The organism is Frischella perrara, assembly GCF_000807275.1.
In the GTDB taxonomy this organism is placed as follows: Bacteria; Pseudomonadota; Gammaproteobacteria; order Enterobacterales; family Orbaceae; genus Frischella; species Frischella perrara.
This window is the reverse complement of sequence record NZ_CP009056.1, coordinates 1,015,910-1,033,837: the sequence shown is the minus strand read 5'-3', so window position 1 is coordinate 1,033,837 and position 17,928 is coordinate 1,015,910. Positions and strand designations below refer to the sequence as shown.

The window sequence follows — 17,928 nt, the reverse complement described above, 5'->3', positions numbered from 1 at the left end:
AATTACCTATTATTTATGTTTCAAAATTAGCCATAGAAAATAAGGTCCACCAATAAGACTAGTGAAAAGTCCTACCGGAATTTCAGTTGGAGCGACCACCGTACGTGCGAGGGTATCGGCAAATAACAATAAACATGCTCCACCTAAAGCAGACCCCAAAATTAAACCTCGATGATCTGCACCAATTAGCAATCGTATCATATGTGGTACGACCAAACCAATGAAAGCAATAATGCCACTAACCGCAACGGCAGTTCCTATTAATAATGCGCTTAATAATAGTAAATAACGTTTAACTCTTTGCACATTAATCCCTAGATAATGCGCATCCTCATCACCAAGTTGTAAAATATTAAGCTGCTGAGATAATTTAAGAATACCAATAATTGAAGGGAAAATAAGAGAAACTGCAACTAAAACAAGCTCCCAAGAACCTTTACCTAAATGCCCCATCGACCATAAAGAAATTTGACGAAGTTGTAGATCATCACTTATATAAGTCAAACATCCCATGATAGCGACAATAATCGCATTTATAGCAACGCCTAATAAAACTAATTTTGCCATGTTGCCTTGTTCGCTTAAACTATAGATATATATAATTAAGCAAATAACTGTTCCACCAATAAAAGCGGCGATCATCTTGCCATAAAGCATAATAATGGAAGGAAAAATAGTCGGAAACAAAATAGTCAATGTAACCATCAAAGCTGCACCACTACTAATGCCTAGAAGACCTGAATCGGCTAAGGGATTTCTAAATAAACCTTGCATGACTGCCCCCGAACAGGCTAACGCCATACCAACCACAATAGCCAATAGAATGCGAGGCAAACGAATATTAAACCAAATATTCCATAATGGGTCATCAAATGACATAGTTAATAGCTGATAGAAAGTAAAATGTAATGCCCCAGCATTGGTTGAAAATACAAAAACTACAAATAAAAGTACCCCTAACCTCCACAGCCAAATTCGTGGGTTAGTTATGTTCATAAATCAACCTCATTAATTAAAATCGTTTTCAAACTATTCTTGATCAATATTAGCGTTCAACGTTTATACTAGGATCAATTACACTATATGCTCGATTATCCCATTCTTGATTTTCAATTTTTCTTATAATCAATTCCGCTAGTTCACGGCGTCGAATAAAGCCATGAACTTCTTGTTGATAATAGCACTGACCTTGACCTGTCGCATCGCCATCAAGTAAACCACCGGGTCTTAAAATCAAATACTGAAGAGAGCTGGTTTGCAACCAAACTTCTGCTAATGACTTTTCGCGTACTGATTGACCAAATGCTTGTTTAGCACGTAATGATAAAGTTGACCACGTTTCACCACACCCTAGAGATGTGACTAACAACATGTGTTGGATACCGGTTTTTTCAGCAGCATCAATAATTACTCGTTGCGCAGTATAGTTACCGGTTGTACCACCAAGAGTCGAGACGATAATAGCCTGCTCACCAGCCGTTTTACATAACTGTTCAACTGCCTCAGAATCAGTTGCATCACCAACGATACATTGAACTCCCTGTTGCGTAAGTTGATAAGCCAAATCAGCATGTCGTACTAAAACCAAGCATCGCCAGTCTGGATAGTGAGTTAAGACGGTTTGTAAAACGTTATAACCTGTTCCGTGTTGTGCGCTAACACCAAAAATTAGTAATGTTTTCATTATGTTGTCAGTTCTATTTGTTATATCTTTTTGTTATATCTTTGCGCTAAGGCTTTAAATTTATCCAACTGATCTGCTTTCAATTGATGATGAGAATCACGACCAACAAAAATCTTAAACATCGCTTCACCATGTTTATTGAGGAAAATAATGGATGCCGTAGACATTTTCATAAAGTTGCGTTCGATAAAGGCTATTTGTTGGCAATGCTCAGCTTTTATATGTCCACTTAAACCCTGTTTATGTTTAAGATTGAAATAACCGGCACGATGAGAACCTGAAGGCAATTCACCAGAAAATTCAGCTATAATATCTTTAGTATGAATTAAAAATGTAATTTCACCCCATGTTTCAACTTCTTGCCAAATAGTATCAAACTGATTACCATCAGCTAATTTAACATTCGGTAATGCTTGAATAACCTCGCTCAAACTAACTTGGTAATCTTGAGCTATTTTCTCTAAAGTTCCTTCTGGATTAGTTTGCATAAAATCGATTAGTTTCATTTGGTTATTTGATTGTTCTGTCATAGCTCTTTCCTTTATTGAGAAGAATTAACTTTAATTGCTTGTGTTTTTAAATGAGTTGGTGGCATACCTTGACCATGTTTCGTTTGCATTGCCTTTCTTGCTAATTGCATTTTTTCTTGTAGCTCAATATGTTCTGGATTATTTAATTTTAATAAAAGTTGTTGTAGTGCTTGTAAAATATTACTTGACCAAAAACGCCCAGATAATGTGAGACGCATACAATGATCCGTATCTTGTAAAAGGCCAACTTTGTGCCATTGTTCAATCAAAGGATCGAATAAATGAATATGCTCTGTTAATTGTGTTAAATCAATGCGCCCTTTTTCAATTCCTGCTTGTAACTGATGCAACCAATCACCTAACAACGTTTTGCCCGTTAACATCATCAGCGGTTTCTTACCTTGATCTAGTAAAGCATAATATTGCTCTAAACTACGATGAACCATAAAAGATTGCCCACCCAATTTTCCTCCTGCACAAGAACCAAATGCAAAAAAATGAGAACCTTGTTTAATGAGGAAATTATAGAGATTGCGTTCACGCGTTGTTTTAGCCCAGTGCGCATTAGTTAGATGTATCCAGCCCTTTTTAGCTAGGAATTCTGCACCTTGTTGGTAAAAGTGGAACTTATCCGCCACAGTTGGTAATTCTATCCGTTTATTTTCAACACCTTTAGCTAACGGCGTGGTTGGTAAAAGATTTAAAGAATAAAGATCCACACCATCTAACGGTAAACTTTCAGCAATTTCAAGATCCTGTTGCCATGTTTCAAATGTTTGATTAGGTAAACCAAACATAAGATCGCATACCAGCGTAACACTGTCGCGTCGAGCAATATTTTCAAAAGTTTGGATTATCTGTTGTTGATCTGTTTCACGACCGAGTCTACGACGTATTTGGCTATTAAAGGTCTGAATTCCAATTGAAAAACGATTGGCACCTGCCGCAATATAGCTATCGATTCGCTCATCATCAAAATCAGATATTCGCCCTTCCACGGTAATTTCACAATCAGGAGCAAGTGGCGCAAATTGTTTTAGATAACTGATAATTCTTGCTAATTGACCGGCAGCTAAAGCTGTTGGTGTTCCCCCGCCAAAATAAATAGCATGGATTGGCGCTGACTGCATTGCAATGCTATTAATTTCCATAGCAATTTCTTGCATCAAATAATCTACATAGGTATTTGTATCAAATTTTCTTAATGGATTTTGATAAAAACCGCAAAATTGACAATGAATATCACAAAAAGGAATGTGAATGTAAATTAATCGCTTACGACCAACCAAAGCGCTATTTTGAAGATTTTGCCATTGCTGCCCTATTTCTTCTGGAGCTAATGGCAAATTGGCTTGTAGAGGCATCACTGCCCAACGATCTTTAAAAGGTAATCCAGAACTGGCTGCAAAATATGCAGAGACATCCAATGTTTTCATGAGCTAAAAATCTTGTATTTTATAGTTATCGCGAAATTAAATAATAATTATTATCATTTGGCAATAAATTTTATATTATTTTTGCTAATAACTAAAATTAATACTCGCTATAGATAAGCGTTTTGATTCTTAGGACGAATACTCTTCTTCTTGGCTCAAAAATTATTATAAGAATATATCAATAAAATCAATGAGTTATAAAATAATCAGGGTAATTTTTTAGTTTTCCATTGATAATAATTATCATTTTCACTATATTGCTTTAGTATTTTATAATTATTTAGCACTTGGAATAGAAATGAAAATGAAAGCTATTTTATTGAAATACCTGTTCTCTATTAGCCTGATATTGAGTTTTATTAACTACAGTTTCGCAAATGAAAGAATTGTCGTTGCGGGTGGATCTTTAACAGAGATTATTTATTCACTTGGCTCAGGCGAACAAATTGTTGGCGTTGATCAGACTAGTAGTTATCCTGCAGAGGTAAAAAAACTCCCTCAAATTGGTTATTGGAAATTACTTAATATAGAGGGAATTTTGTCACTTACCCCTAGTCTATTCATAACGTGGATTGATGCAGAACCAAATGATATTTTAGAACAAGTCAGTAAAGCTAAAGTAGATGTACTCGCTTTACAGCGTGTACCTGCCACTCCAGAACTGTTATATCAGAATATCGAAAAAATTGGATTTAAATTAAATAAAGAATTAGCCGCTAAACAACTGGTTAATCAAATCCGAAATCACTTAACCGAAATTCAGCAAAAGATAGCTAAACAACCTCAAAAGATAAAAGTTTTATTTTTATTGAGCATGGGTGGAAGTAACACAATTGCTGGTAAAAATACAGTTGCCGATGCAATCATTACAATTGCCGGTGGAGAAAACATCGCAACTCATACAAGTTATAAAAGTTATTCAGCTGAATCTCTCATTGCAAGTAATCCTGAAGCAATTATTTTAACAAGTCAATCAGTTGAACATCTTGGTGGATTAGATAAATTATCTTCCATTCCCGGATTAACCCAAACACAAGCATGGAAAAATCGCCGAATTATTACTATTGATCAAGCTTATCTTTTAGGGTTAGGTCCTAGAGTAACTCAAGCGGTTGATACTCTTTATTCTGGTTTTTACCCTGAAAAGTAAATGTCATTGAAAAATGACTCATCGAAGTTATTGAGCTTAATAAACCAAAATTGAAAATAAGTACAAACCAAAGATGTGCTCAATAAATGGTTATACACTGGATTTTATTAACTAATTATTGAGCAATATTAATGATTTTAGCAAATTATTATTTTAAGAAAGGATAACAATGTTCAATATCACCCATATCAAAAAATCTGTAACGTTAGCTGTCGGTTTAACATTTTCTCTCACTGCTGTGTCTTCCGAAAAAAGTCAAGAACAACAAGTGGAAGATGTCATAACGGTTACATCATATGAAACATATAAAAATCCGGGTTCAAAACAAGAAATTTCCGAACAAGATATTCGGAAAAATGGTGGTACGAATTTCGGCAATATTATGCGATATCAACCATTAATTTCGGCACCGGGTAATATTTCTGGTTCCGGTAGCGGTAAAAGTAGTTGGGATCGTGGCGGATTTACAGGGTATAACATTCGAGGATTAGATGCTAATCGTGTATCTATTGATATTGATGGCATGTCTTTACCTATTGCACAGAGACGATTTAATTCAGTTGGTCGAGCAGGTTTCGGTACTTACGCCATCGGACGTGATTATATCGATCCTTATATGTACAACAAAATTGATATAGAATCTGGTGCTACTTCGGTAGGCAATACAAACAATGCCTTGGGAGGATCAGTCTCATTTAAAACCAAATTTGCAAGTTACTATCTCTATCCGGGTAAAACTGAGTATTTTGGTTATCAAAACGGCTATGATAATGCTGACAGAAGTTTTCACCAAGGTTTGACTATGGCAGTTGGTGATGATCAATTAAATGGTATTTTAGTATTGAGTCGACGCGATGGTCAGCAAACTCGTAATCATGGCGATTCCATTAGCGCTTATCCAGAAAATTGGCACTCAAATTCCATTTTAGCGGGTATTGGTTGGCAGGCAACAGAAGAACATTTGATTCATGCAAATGTCGATTATAATAATAAAACAAAACACTCGCACTATGATACATGGGATAAAAAAGGTCAGCAAATTAGTTCCTATGATCATCAAAAGAATAAAAATAATCGCTTAAGTATGATGATTAAAGATCAATGGCAGCCCGAATATATTAGTTGGATTGATAGCGTAATTACACAGTTTAACTATCAACAAACAAAAGTCTACGACAAGACTGATCTTAATAGTATCCGCGATGGTAAATTCAATATACAAACCCACTACAATACTAAAAGCTATAGTTTATCATCAACATTACTTAAACAAGTACAAAATCAAAAAATCACAGCGGGCGTTAATGGTAAATGGAGTGAAGATGAATCACCTTTCTATACATCTGCAAAATCACTTTATCCTGGCATCTTCCCTGATGGTGATTATAGTAAACCTCAAGCAGATAGTCGTAGTTATCAGTTAAGTGCATTTTTTGAAGATCGTATAGTCTTTAATTATCAAAGTGAGAATAAATTCTATTTAGTTCCTGGAATCAAAGCCATTTATCAAAATACCAAACCTCGGGACTTAGAAAATATGGCAGTATCTAGTATAAATACATCTCAATTAGGTCGACAATATAAAAGCAATAGCGATTTCCAACTCTTACCATCATTAGCTTTTATGTATGATATCAACCCAAACTTTACTGCCTATTTACAATATAAACGCGGTGCACAAATGCCTAATCAAAACCAACTTTATGGTTCTTATATGGCACATAGTAATCTTTATGCATTATTGGGTAATTCTAATCTTAATACTGAAACCAGCAATAACTTTGAACTGGGTATAAAAGGTCAACCGACTTACGGTATTCAACTATCCTCATCTATATTTTATAACAAGTATAAAGATTTTATTGCCTATACTCGTTACACTAAAAATATTCCAGGGACAGGAAATCGATTGATTTATGAAGCGGAAAATCGTGATAAAGCCTATATTTATGGTGCTGAACTAAGTAGCCAATTTAACTTTGGCACATGGTTTGATTCATTAAATGGATTGTCAGCAAATTTCGCGATTGGTTACAGTCAAGGAAAATCAAAATCTAACTATTTAGGTGATAAGGATGTTGATATCGATACAATTGCACCATTAAAAAGTGTAATAGGTATAAGCTGGGATGACCCTAATAGAATCTATGGGCTTTCATTAACCTCAACACTACAAAAATCTAAAAAAGCAAAATCAACAAATCGTGAAAATTACAATAACCAAGGTCAACCTATTACCAATTCAAATGAAGAATATTTCAAAGTTCCTGGTTATGGCATTATTGATTTAACTGGATACTATAATTTCACCAAAAACATAAAAGTAAGTGGAGGAATTTATAATTTAACCAATCATAAATATTGGGACTATTTAAGTAATAATAAATTGTATGAAAACTCAAATCGTAAATATATTAACTTATTTACAGCACCAGGCCGAAGCTTTCAATTAGGTTTAGATATTGATTTCTAAAAATTTGGGATAATTAAGATCAATTTAATGGTGCAAGAATTGATCTTAATTAATAAAAATGATGAAAATTGCAATAAAAATTAATACCACCATTTTATATGGTTCTTGTGTACTATTATCCTTAGTTAATCATGCTCAAGCCGATAATAATACAGATACTTTAGTTGTAACCGGAACTCGAACAGAGAAAAGAATTTGGGATAGTTCAGTTTCTGCCTATGTTTTAGATCGTGAAACACTAGAACGAAATAACAGTGATTCAATAGGTGAAGCATTAAGAGATATTCCGGGCATTGAAATCTACGATAATGCAACGGCGGGACGTAAACAAATAATTATTAGAGGCGAATCCCCTTCTCATGTTTTAATGTTAGTTGACGGGCAAGAAGTGAGTTATCAGCGTTCAGGGCACGGTTCCGGAGCAGGATTACTTATTGACCCTGATTCAATTGAACGTATTGAAGTTATTAAAGGTCCCCACTCTGTGTTATATGGCTCGCAAGCAATAGGTGGGGTTATAAACTTCATTACTAAAAAAGGAAGTTCAGATAAGCAAGCATTTTCAGGTCATTTAAAATCTATTTATGATGGTTCCTCAAGCGGTTTTACTCAATTGGGGGCTGCTTATGGAACATTAGATAATTTTAGTTATCGTATAAGTGGCAATTACAGTGATTACGGTGATAAACGAACACCTGAAGGACGTTTGAAAAATACTGATTTTGGCAACAAAGGCTTAAGTAGTTGGTTTGGTTATCATTTTAATCAACATAGTTTTGGATTAGCATTAGAGTCTTATAAACTACATACACAAACTTATAATAATAATGATAGTTCATCTGAATTAAAATCGTTTTTGGTTAAATTACCCCGTGTTGAACGTCAAAAGATTGGTTTATTTTATGATTATGTAACAGATAATCATATAATTAAGAATATTCATTTTGATGTATACAATCAAAAAATAGCTCGACAATTTCGTAACGATTTAGTTATTGAACCTAATCCAAGAATAAACAACCATATAAAAACCAATACAAATGATCAACAACATTCGCAAGGTATCAATTTACAGACTGATTTCCAGTTTAATGACCATGTGAAATTGGTAACTGGAGCGCAATATTTACAAGACAAAGTTAAACAAAATTCGCATAAGCATGTAGATTTTACGTCAAGAATTATACCTAGTTATCAAAAAGATGTTAATTCACGTAACCAATGGCAGCAATCTAGCATTTCATTATTTGGACAAAATGAATGGAAAATTAACGATAAATTAGTTTGGAACCTAGGATTACGTAAATATTGGCTAGAATCGAAAGTCCTTTCTGGTACCTCTAAAACTACTCAAATTTACCCAGCAGGACAAAGACCAAATTCTGTAATCAATTCTAAGGATAAGAGAAAGCAAGTACATGATAATACATTAGTAATTTCCAGTGGAATGACTTATGAGGTAGATGATAATAATATTTTTCGTGCATCCTTTGCTCAAGGTTATGTTTATCCAACTCTCACACATTTGTATGCTGTAACATCTGCGGCGTCTCAAACTATTTATGGTAACCCTCATTTAAAAGCAGAAAAATCAAATAATTTTGAGATAGGTCTTCGACATAGTAGTGACAACTGGATAATTGATACCGCTATTTTTTATTCTTCTGCCAGAAATTACATTACTGAGATGATATGTAATGGAGAGTCAGTATGTAATGGAAGCCGTGGTAGCAAGTATAATGTCTATTATAATAATGCTAATAAAGCCAAGACCTACGGTTCAGAAATAACCATAGAATATAATCAGTGGGATGTTATACCCTACCTTAACACTAACTTTATGCGACGCAAACTTGAAACACCTAACTATAAGACCTATTCATCTAATACTCCAATGATTAATGGTCGTGTTGGTTTACGAAATACTCATTTCTTTTCATCATTTGATTTAAGTAGTGATATATATATGCGCTTTGCTTCTAAATCCAAAAAACGAAGTGATAATACTCGCTATGAATACAATGGATGGTCAGCAGTTAATCTTAATTTATTTGCAGAATTTGGTGATAAACGGCAATACAGCTTAGGTGTAGACCTCAATAATATATTTAATAAGCATTATCAAACAGCCCATGAAAGTATTCCGGCAGCCAAATTTCATGCAGTTGTTAGTGGTAGTATTAAGTTCTAATAAACAAAACAAGGCTTTCCATTATGGTTTAAATAATAGCATAATGGACAAGCTTAGTTGCTTAATACTCATGGCACTTAAAATGTGTTTAATAGTTAAATGAAGTAATTACTCCACGTTAAAAACGTATAGTTTCAATATTATCTGTTAAAGCTATTATTAATCATAAAGAATTTTGGTGAGTTTTGTTTACTTCTTCAATAATACTTTTTTACTTAGATGATATTTAAAATACAAAATGAATTGATTTCTTTTGGTTTAATTATTTCCCGATATGAAAAATGATACCAATTCGGCTAAATAAAATATGAAATTAGGTTTAAATTTCACTTTTTATCGGTAATAAATCAGCTTCACGAAGTTTAAAATCAATTCGATTCATCGTGTTTTAACGTCATCAATATTTTCAAGAGAATTGATCTCTTTATAAAATACAAAATAGTAATTCTAATCTTCATTGGTGGGCATTGTTATACAAACATAACGAAGGAAAATATAAAATTATAGAGTTAAGTAATTTTGAAGATATTTATAAAAAATTTATAGCATTAGGACAGTCTGATTCAATAAAGAAATAAATAAATAAAGCTTCAACGGTAACGTTAGCAAAAATAATTAGCACTTTTATGCAAGTGCTAATTTTATTACAGTATTAATTTATAAGTGAAATTATATTTACAATTTATCAAGTAGTTGTGCCTTTTTCATATTGAATTCATCTTGCGTTAAGATTCCATCATCTAAAAGAGCTTTCAACTGTTTGAGTTGATTAACAACATCATTATTATTTGTTTTAGCCGATTCACTTTCATTACTTTTCGGATTTAAATCAAAGGATTTAGCTAATTCAAAACCTGCACCTAATTGTAGCCCAGCACTTGCAAGCCCGCCCTCATTCTGAGCAGCATCACGTAAGGCTTTGATTTTTTCATGTTGAACATAATCTAAGCCTACTTCCTGCGCTGCTATAGCATCAGTACGTGAATCAGCTATTTTATTTATACGTTCTAATGTGTCTTGGCTAAATAAAGTGGCTTCAATCTGGAAATCATCTAAGACTAATCCTAATTTTGAAAATGTTGCTTGAAGAGTATTTTTAATTTGTTGAGATAAATTAATTAATTGCGAATCGATAGTTTTATACGAATAGCCGTCACCTGCCAGTTGTGACGTAATGACTGGAATTACACGTGATATCATCAAATTACAAAGATCTTTCGCCGTATACATTGAACGAGATCCAACAATCTCTTTAAAAAAGAATCTCGCATCTTCTATTTTGATAGCATATGTCCCATAAGCACCTAGTTCGATTGGAAATTGATACGCACTATCAATATATTTAATTGGTGTTGATGTTCCCCATTTTTGATTGACTAAATTTGCCATACGGAAAAAGTAAACATGCATTTTATGTTCACTTTCAAAACTTTGTAGTATTTTAATAAAATTAGTCACAAATGGATGATTTGAAGTGTTAAGTTCATAGGTTCCCGAATTAGTTAGGACATCAATAACTTCACCTTTATAAACCAAAATACACCCTTGTCCTGGATTGACAATTAATTTACTCGCATTTTTAATCTCATCAGTTGGTGAAGGAAATTCATAAAACAATATATCAGGATCTTGATTTTTCCACTCAATAATTGTTCTTAACTGTCTTTTAAAAAAGCTACCGAAGACCATATAATATTCCTTATATTCGTTATTTTTCTTTACTTTCTTTACTTAATGTTATTTCTTGTTTAATTGTTCCATCTGGAGTAATGATTCCATATTTATCAGAAGATTGCTCAAAAATAAAATTATTATTAAAACGATAAATATTTTTAATTTTGAATTTGTCTTCAGATATTGTCCAAATTACCTTGCCCGAATTAATATCTATTCGCTGATAATTATAGTTTGCATCTGGACTTGCACTTTTTTTAGTTTTAATAATTAATGCAGGATCTTTACTTATTACAGGATCATCTGCATAAATAATTCCCGGATTAAAATATAAACGATTTGGCGTTAAATTTTGATGGGAAATAATTTCATTAGATTCATTCCTACGAGGAGTATCAAACCAATAGGCATTGGCATCATCGGTAAAAGCAGGTGAACCATCTAATGGATGTTCGCCAACTGTAGATGTGGTAATGGTATAATAATTTTTACCCATACTATTAGTAAATTTAAATTTAATTAACTTAGGATTGTATTGTCCATAAGGATCATTACTAAATGCAAAAGCAATATGCTCACTTGTATCTTTATTTTGTTTTATAAAGTCTTTTTTAGTCATATAAAAATCATTATTGTCAGGAAGTGCCTTATCATAAATTGGGTAATAATAAATTTTTTGACCATCATCGGTTAATATGCGGAAAACCTTTTCTCCTGATCCTTGCGTTTCATCAATTTTTATTGATGCAAGACCTGTATTGTATTGAGGAAAACTATTCAATAATGATGAAGTTACATTAGTTAAATTAAAATTACTTTTGTCTATTAAAAAGACATATTTTTTATTAACCACAAGATAGGTTTTGGTTTGACTAAAATCGTGGAAATCCCAATCATTTTTTGCTTTATATTTATCAGCTTCTAGCTCTTTGATTTCTTCTTCTTTTATAATTTTATTAGTTAGAAGATCATGAATAATAAAATAATATTTGTTTTTCTCTTTATAATCATCATAATCACGTTGAACTATACTGATAATATATGCCTTATCTCCCTTAGAAACTAATGAATGATAATGGTAATTTACCGTAAATGTTTTCTTTTTAGGCTCTGTTACGGTTGATTTTACTGGAGTACTAATGGAAGTTGTTTGACTATTATAGTAATTTTTTGTTCTAGAGTCAGATTTAAATAAATTTGAAGTAATAACACCAACTAGACTAATCCCTGCTATCACTCCTACAATCATTAAAATTAATTTTCCATTTGCATTTAGGAAATTAGCAAATTCTCCTGAATTACTTTCATAGTTGACATTAACGTTTATATCATCATTATCTAAAAAATATTCTGTATTACAGTTGTCACATCGATAATGCTCTGGTTTTATTTCCGTTTTTTGTACACTGCCACAATTGGGACAGCTTATTACTTTGATCTGCTTAGCCATTCTTATTTACTCATTATTTTTATAATATACAATTTGCAATTTTAACGATTAAGTCATAAATTGTCACTCCTATTCTATTTCATTATTACCCTATGTCGTTTAATTAAGAATATTATAGGAGATATATTTAATCTTTATGCTTACAAATTTATTAAAATGATTATCAGAAAAGGGAACTTAATCGTTAGGTTATACTTTCCATTTAGAAAAGCTATTATTTTATTTTTTATAAAATGACAAAGTGATTTATTTTGATTTATACCATCTTAGTTTAGACATTCAAGTATTAAAAATTTGTTAGTGTCCGCTAGAATATTATGACAAACTTCCTAAGTTACGATTAAATCAACAAAATGTCTTATTGATTTAGGTTAATTTAGTTTGCTGCCACTATAGAAATCTATTAGAAATAAACATAAAAAAGACCGAATCATCAATTAATTCGGTCTTTGAATGAATGTAAATACAGTTTCTATAACCATTTCTTTAATTTAAAGTAAACGTATGGTGCGATACCGGCTACTAACATTAATATTAAAGCCATTGGATATCCCCACTCCCAATGAGTTTCTGGCATAAAATCAAAGTTCATACCATAAGCAGATGCTACCACTGTAGGAGGCAAGAACACTACCGATACCACTGAAAAGATTTTGATGATTCGACTTTGTTCAATATTAATGAAACTGGTTGCCGCCTGCATTAAGAAATTCACTTTTTGAAATAACGATTCATTATGTGGAATTAATGATTCAATATCTCGTACTACTTCTCGAGCCTGTTCCAATTGATCATTAGCCATTTTCGCTCTTCGTACGAGGTAATTTAATGCTCGCTGACTATCCATAAGACATAAACGAACTTTCCATGCTGTATCTTCTAATTCTGCAAGAGTCGTGATGGCCTCATCATAATGTTCTTGCGCACTACGATTCATAATAATTAGACTTAATTCTTCAAGTTGACTGTAAATATTTTCAATCTGATCGGCAAGTTGTTCGACTTTAACTTCAAATAAATCCAACAAGATTTCATAAGCATTTCCATCATTCATTTCTTGATAACGTGAGCGCATACGATATAAACGAAATGCGGGCAAGTCACGTTCACGTAAAGTAAATAAACGGCCTTTATTTATTGTAAAAGCGACGGTTTCATTACCTGCTCTATCCTCAGAATCATTATAAAAAAAGAAGGAGTGAATATGTAATCCTTCTTTGTCTTCAAAGAAACGTGCAGATGCTTCGATATCATCTAATTCAATACTTGTGGCTAAATTTTGCCCTAACTGCGATAATACTATTTCTCGATCACTTTCTTCTGGTTCAATCAGATCAACCCAAGCTGAGCCTTTTATATCCAATTCATTATGAATTTTGGCTAAATGTTTATTTTTGAGTTTGTATGCATTAAGCATGATTGCCCCTTAAACTAGTGAATATTACAAACTTATATATTATAACCTACTTAATGTTTAATTTCATTCCATTAAACATAGTTAAAACTTGTTGATTATTTTCGTAAGAAAGTGCTTGATGAATAAGTGAACGATTTAAATGTGGTGAAAATTCACTAATAAAATCATACATATAGCTTCTTAAATAGAGCGCGCGTAAAAACACGATATAAGTTGTACTATATGGGAAAATGTGACCTGCATTGAGTACAACCAAATCTTGATCCTGATGATTATCCATTGCCATTTTAGCAATGATTCCAACCCCTGTTCCCAGCCTAACATAGGTTTTAATTAAATCAGCATCTGCGGTATTAAATACAATATTGGGTACTGTATTATTTTTATGAAAAGTCTGATATATATCAGAGCCTTCTTTAGATAAGTCATAACTAATTAAAGGATAATGAGCTAAATCCTCAATAGATATTATTGCTTTATTTGTCAATGGATGCTGGGCAGGAACTATAATAGATTGATTCCAATGATAGCAAGGTAATGCAATGAGTTCTTCTGTTAAATCCGTAATATCACTAATAATAGCAAAATCAGTAACACGATTTTTTAAATTACTTAAACACTGGCTTGATTCTGCTTGTTCCATTTTCAGTGCAATATCAGGATAATTTTGCATGAATTTCTGGATTTTCAGGGGCAAAGCATAACGTGCTTGCGTATAAGTCGTAGATAATGAGAGCATACCTAAATTAGGTTTAGTATGTTCTTGAACGATCATTTTAATATCTTGAACTTTGTTAAGGATTTCACGTGAAGTGTCAATGATCGTTTTACCAATTTCCGTTATACCTGAAAGGTGCTTGCCGGATCGATAGAAAATTTGAATGCCTAATTCATCTTCTAATTGTTTAATTTGTTTACTAATTCCGGGTTGTGAAGTGTATAGTTTTTCTGCCGTTAATGAGACATTAAGCTCATGATTGGCAACTTCGACAATATATCTGAGCTGTTGTAGCTTCATAAATACTGCACCTCTATTATGATTATTTTAGGATGATATTCAGGGGTAAATGAGTTGCTAGTATTTATCTCACTATTAAACAATTCATCCGGCATTAAAGCCGGCTATCACCGGCTTTTAGTTTGCTATTCTATAATGAATTTCAAAAATATATAGAACATCTTTCATTTATTTTTTGTTGAGGTATTTAATACCTTCATTATTACAGATTATAACAACTATAATTATCAATAAATTGCTTTATTTACTGGTTTTGACCCATTTACCATCAATGAAATTCATTACCCAACCCGTTGATTTACCATTAACTTCCGAAGTCACATATTGCTGTTTGTTTTTTCTACTAAACCGTACAATCGCATTATTACCATCGGGGTCAATGGCTGGTGCCTGTGTTAAATACAAGAATTTTTCTGGTAAACGATCCTTGAATTGCTGTAATTCGGCAACTAATGGGGCTCGTGTTTCACGAGATTTAGGAAAATTATGGGCTGCTAAGAAAATACCTGATGCACCATCACGTAATACAAAATGTGCATCTGATTTGCTACATTTTAATTCTGGTAAATCAACAGGATCTTCTTTTGGCGGCGCTACATCACCATTTTTTAGAATTTTACGGGTATTTTTACATTCTGGATTTGTACAACCCATGTAAATACCAAATCGGCCTGTTTTTAAATGCATCTCACTTCCACATTTTTCGCATTCAATGATCGGGCCTTCATAGGTTTTAATTTTGAAATTACCTTCTTCAACGATAAAGCCATCGCAAATTGGGTTATTACCACAAATATGTAATTTATGATTACCATCTAGTATATAACTATCCATTGCAGTATGACATTTAGGACAACGCTTACGTGCTCTTAAGGCATCGGTTTCGGCACTGCTAGTATCGCTTCCATCTTCAAGCAGATTAATTATCTCATGTTCAGGAATTAAATTAATGGTTTGCTTACAACGCTCTTTAGGCGGCAAACTGTAACCAGAACAAGCTAAAAAGACACCAGTACTGGCTGTTTTAATTCCCATTTCTCTTCCACATGCTGGACATTTAATTTCCGGTGTTGGAACAAGAGGATTTAATTGCATGCCACCCTTGTCTGGCGCTTGTTCCGCTTGTTCCAGATGCTTAGAAAAATTAGAGAAAAATGAATCTAAAACATTTTTCCAATCAATTTTTTTATGTGCAACATCATCAAGCGTATCTTCCATACGAGCCGTAAAATCATAACTCATAAGATCATTAAAATTCTCACCTAAACGATCCGTGACGATTTCACCAATTTTTTCAGCATAGAAACGTCTATTTTCTAAACGCACATAACCTCGATCTTGAATCGTAGAAATAATTGTTGCATAGGTGGATGGTCGACCAATACCTCGTTTTTCTAGCTCACGCACCAAAGAGGCTTCATTGTAACGAGCCGGTGGTTTAGTGAAATGTTGTACTGGATTTAATGCCAACAAATCAAGAAGTTCTTTTTCTTTAACTGTTGGCAGTATTTTATCATCATTATTTTTTAGCAATTGTGGCTGAACCCGCGTCCAACCATCAAAGCGTAAAACACGACCTTTTGCTTTTAATGTGAAATTACCCGCTTGGGCGGTAATTGTAGTTAAATTGTATTCTGCTGCCGTCATTTGGCATGCAACAAATTGGCACCAAATGAGATGATATAATTTGCGTGCATCTGACTCTATTTCATTTAACTTTTCAGCAATAAGTTTGACATCTGATGGTCGAATTGCCTCATGTGCTTCTTGTGAGTTTTGCTTGCTGGTATAAATATTTGCTTTTGTCGGTAAATATTTTTCACCAAATTCCTTCTCAATATACCCTCTTACCATACTTATTGCGTCTTGACTTAAATTGGTTGAGTCAGTACGCATATAGGTAATATAACCTGCTTCATAAAGACGTTGTGCTAATGTCATGGTCTTTTTAACGCCAAATCCAAGTCGGGTGCTTGCAGCTTGTTGTAATGTCGAAGTAATAAACGGTGCAGTCGGATTACTTTTTGTTGGTTTTTCTTCAATATTTTGTATTTGATATTGGCTTTCATTTAACTCTTTTAAAGCCATATCAATTGCTATACGATCTTTCGGTTCAAATGTTTCACCAGCAAAATGAGTTACTTGCATAGTGAGAGTATGATTAGATTGAGTTTTTACATCAGCAAAAAGATCCCAATATTCTTGTGGAATAAAAGCATGAATTTCACGTTCACGTTCTACTAATAATCTGACTGCAACTGACTGAACTCGTCCTGCTGATAAGCCACGTGCCACTTTTTTCCATAACAATGGCGATAGCATAAATCCAACTACCCGATCCATAAAACGGCGAGCTTGTTGAGCATTAACTCGATTAATATCTAAAAATCCAGGTTGTTTAAAAGCATTTTGAATAGCTGTTTTGGTAATTTCATTAAATACAACTCGTCGATATTTATCGTCATCACCACCAATTACTTCTTTTAAATGCCAAGCAATGGCTTCCCCTTCTCTATCCAAGTCGGTCGCAAGGTAAACTGTATCGGCATCTTTTGCTAACTTCTTTAATTCGGCAACGACTTTGCTTTTCCCCGGCAAAATCTGATAATTTGCTTTCCAATCATGGTACGGATCAACGCCCATTCTATCGACTAATATCTGTTGAGATGAGCGTTTTACTTTTTTATTACCTTCTTTTTTTAATTCTGTCTTATTTTCATCGCTTGTTTCGGTGGTCTTATTACCACTAACGGGTAAATCACGTATATGGCCTATACTTGATTTAACAATATAATCTTTACCCAAATATTTATTAATTGTTTTTGCTTTTGCTGGTGATTCCACAATAACGAGGGATTTTCCCATAATTTATTACCTACGTTTTAAATTTTGTCAGTCAGTTATT

Annotated in this window: 11 protein-coding genes and 1 pseudogene; 3 read left to right on the top strand and 9 right to left on the bottom strand. The window is 33.2% G+C overall.

The genetic code is table 11. The features are described from left to right. Positions 1-9 precede the first annotated feature (9 nt). From FPB0191_RS04505 to hutW, 4 genes and pseudogenes are all read right to left on the bottom strand, one after another. The gene (locus FPB0191_RS04505; RefSeq protein ID WP_039104354.1) at positions 10-996 is read right to left on the bottom strand and encodes a FecCD family ABC transporter permease; all 987 of its coding nucleotides are present in this window, start codon (positions 994-996) and stop codon (positions 10-12) included. Positions 997-1,045: 49 nt separating this feature from the next. Next, entirely contained in the window at positions 1,046-1,684 is a 639-nt protein-coding gene (locus FPB0191_RS04500; RefSeq protein WP_039104353.1) for an NAD(P)H-binding protein, read from the bottom strand. A gap of 20 nt (positions 1,685-1,704) precedes the next feature. Continuing rightward, positions 1,705-2,214, bottom strand: coding sequence for a heme utilization cystosolic carrier protein HutX (gene hutX / locus FPB0191_RS04495; protein ID WP_039104352.1), 510 nt, complete (start codon positions 2,212-2,214; stop codon positions 1,705-1,707). Between the two features lie 131 nt (positions 2,215-2,345). Then, positions 2,346-3,650: pseudogene (gene hutW / locus FPB0191_RS04490) on the bottom strand (heme anaerobic degradation radical SAM methyltransferase ChuW/HutW); the annotation flags it as partial. A gap of 298 nt (positions 3,651-3,948) precedes the next feature. Between hutW and FPB0191_RS04485 the strand changes: the two are divergent. From FPB0191_RS04485 to FPB0191_RS04475, 3 genes are all read left to right on the top strand, one after another. After that, entirely contained in the window at positions 3,949-4,800 is an 852-nt protein-coding gene (locus FPB0191_RS04485; RefSeq protein ID WP_052236759.1) for a heme/hemin ABC transporter substrate-binding protein, read from the top strand. A 169-nt stretch (positions 4,801-4,969) separates the two neighbouring features. Further along, entirely contained in the window at positions 4,970-7,273 is a 2,304-nt protein-coding gene (locus FPB0191_RS04480) for a TonB-dependent receptor domain-containing protein (protein WP_052236758.1), read from the top strand. 58 nt (positions 7,274-7,331) lie between these two features. Then, the gene (locus FPB0191_RS04475) at positions 7,332-9,464 is read left to right on the top strand and encodes a TonB-dependent receptor plug domain-containing protein (RefSeq protein WP_039104351.1); all 2,133 of its coding nucleotides are present in this window, start codon (positions 7,332-7,334) and stop codon (positions 9,462-9,464) included. Between the two features lie 675 nt (positions 9,465-10,139). Here the strand turns inward: FPB0191_RS04475 and FPB0191_RS04470 are convergent. From FPB0191_RS04470 to topA, 5 genes are all read right to left on the bottom strand, one after another. Next, a complete protein-coding gene (locus FPB0191_RS04470) occupies positions 10,140-11,153 on the bottom strand; it encodes an SPFH domain-containing protein (RefSeq protein ID WP_039104350.1) in 1,014 nt (337 codons plus the stop codon). A 19-nt stretch (positions 11,154-11,172) separates the two neighbouring features. Continuing rightward, entirely contained in the window at positions 11,173-12,588 is a 1,416-nt protein-coding gene (locus tag FPB0191_RS04465) for a hypothetical protein (protein ID WP_039104349.1), read from the bottom strand. Positions 12,589-13,060: 472 nt separating this feature from the next. Then, complete coding sequence (corA, locus tag FPB0191_RS04460; RefSeq protein ID WP_039104348.1) at positions 13,061-14,005, bottom strand: magnesium/cobalt transporter CorA; 945 nt, start codon at positions 14,003-14,005, stop codon at positions 13,061-13,063. A 46-nt stretch (positions 14,006-14,051) separates the two neighbouring features. Continuing rightward, positions 14,052-15,023 (bottom strand): LysR substrate-binding domain-containing protein, encoded by a 972-nt coding sequence (locus FPB0191_RS04455; RefSeq protein ID WP_039104347.1) that lies wholly within the window; start codon positions 15,021-15,023, stop codon positions 14,052-14,054. Positions 15,024-15,263: 240 nt separating this feature from the next. Then, a complete protein-coding gene (gene topA / locus FPB0191_RS04450; RefSeq protein ID WP_039104346.1) occupies positions 15,264-17,888 on the bottom strand; it encodes a type I DNA topoisomerase in 2,625 nt (874 codons plus the stop codon). Positions 17,889-17,928: the final 40 nt, after the last annotated feature.

Bases quoted from the DNA above. Each gene is read 5' to 3' on its own strand.
- hutX (WP_039104352.1), bottom strand. From the start codon at position 2,214: ATGACAGAACAATCAAATAACCAAATGAAACTAATCGATTTTATGCAA.
- FPB0191_RS04500 (WP_039104353.1), bottom strand. From the start codon at position 1,684: ATGAAAACATTACTAATTTTTGGTGTTAGCGCACAACACGGAACAGGT.
- topA (WP_039104346.1), bottom strand. From the start codon at position 17,888: ATGGGAAAATCCCTCGTTATTGTGGAATCACCAGCAAAAGCAAAAACA.
- FPB0191_RS04455 (WP_039104347.1), bottom strand. From the start codon at position 15,023: ATGAAGCTACAACAGCTCAGATATATTGTCGAAGTTGCCAATCATGAG.
- FPB0191_RS04480 (WP_052236758.1), top strand. From the start codon at position 4,970: ATGTTCAATATCACCCATATCAAAAAATCTGTAACGTTAGCTGTCGGT.
- corA (WP_039104348.1), bottom strand. From the start codon at position 14,005: ATGCTTAATGCATACAAACTCAAAAATAAACATTTAGCCAAAATTCAT.
- FPB0191_RS04470 (WP_039104350.1), bottom strand. From the start codon at position 11,153: ATGGTCTTCGGTAGCTTTTTTAAAAGACAGTTAAGAACAATTATTGAG.
- FPB0191_RS04465 (WP_039104349.1), bottom strand. From the start codon at position 12,588: ATGGCTAAGCAGATCAAAGTAATAAGCTGTCCCAATTGTGGCAGTGTA.
- FPB0191_RS04485 (WP_052236759.1), top strand. From the start codon at position 3,949: ATGAAAATGAAAGCTATTTTATTGAAATACCTGTTCTCTATTAGCCTG.
- FPB0191_RS04475 (WP_039104351.1), top strand. From the start codon at position 7,332: ATGATGAAAATTGCAATAAAAATTAATACCACCATTTTATATGGTTCT.
- FPB0191_RS04505 (WP_039104354.1), bottom strand. From the start codon at position 996: ATGAACATAACTAACCCACGAATTTGGCTGTGGAGGTTAGGGGTACTT.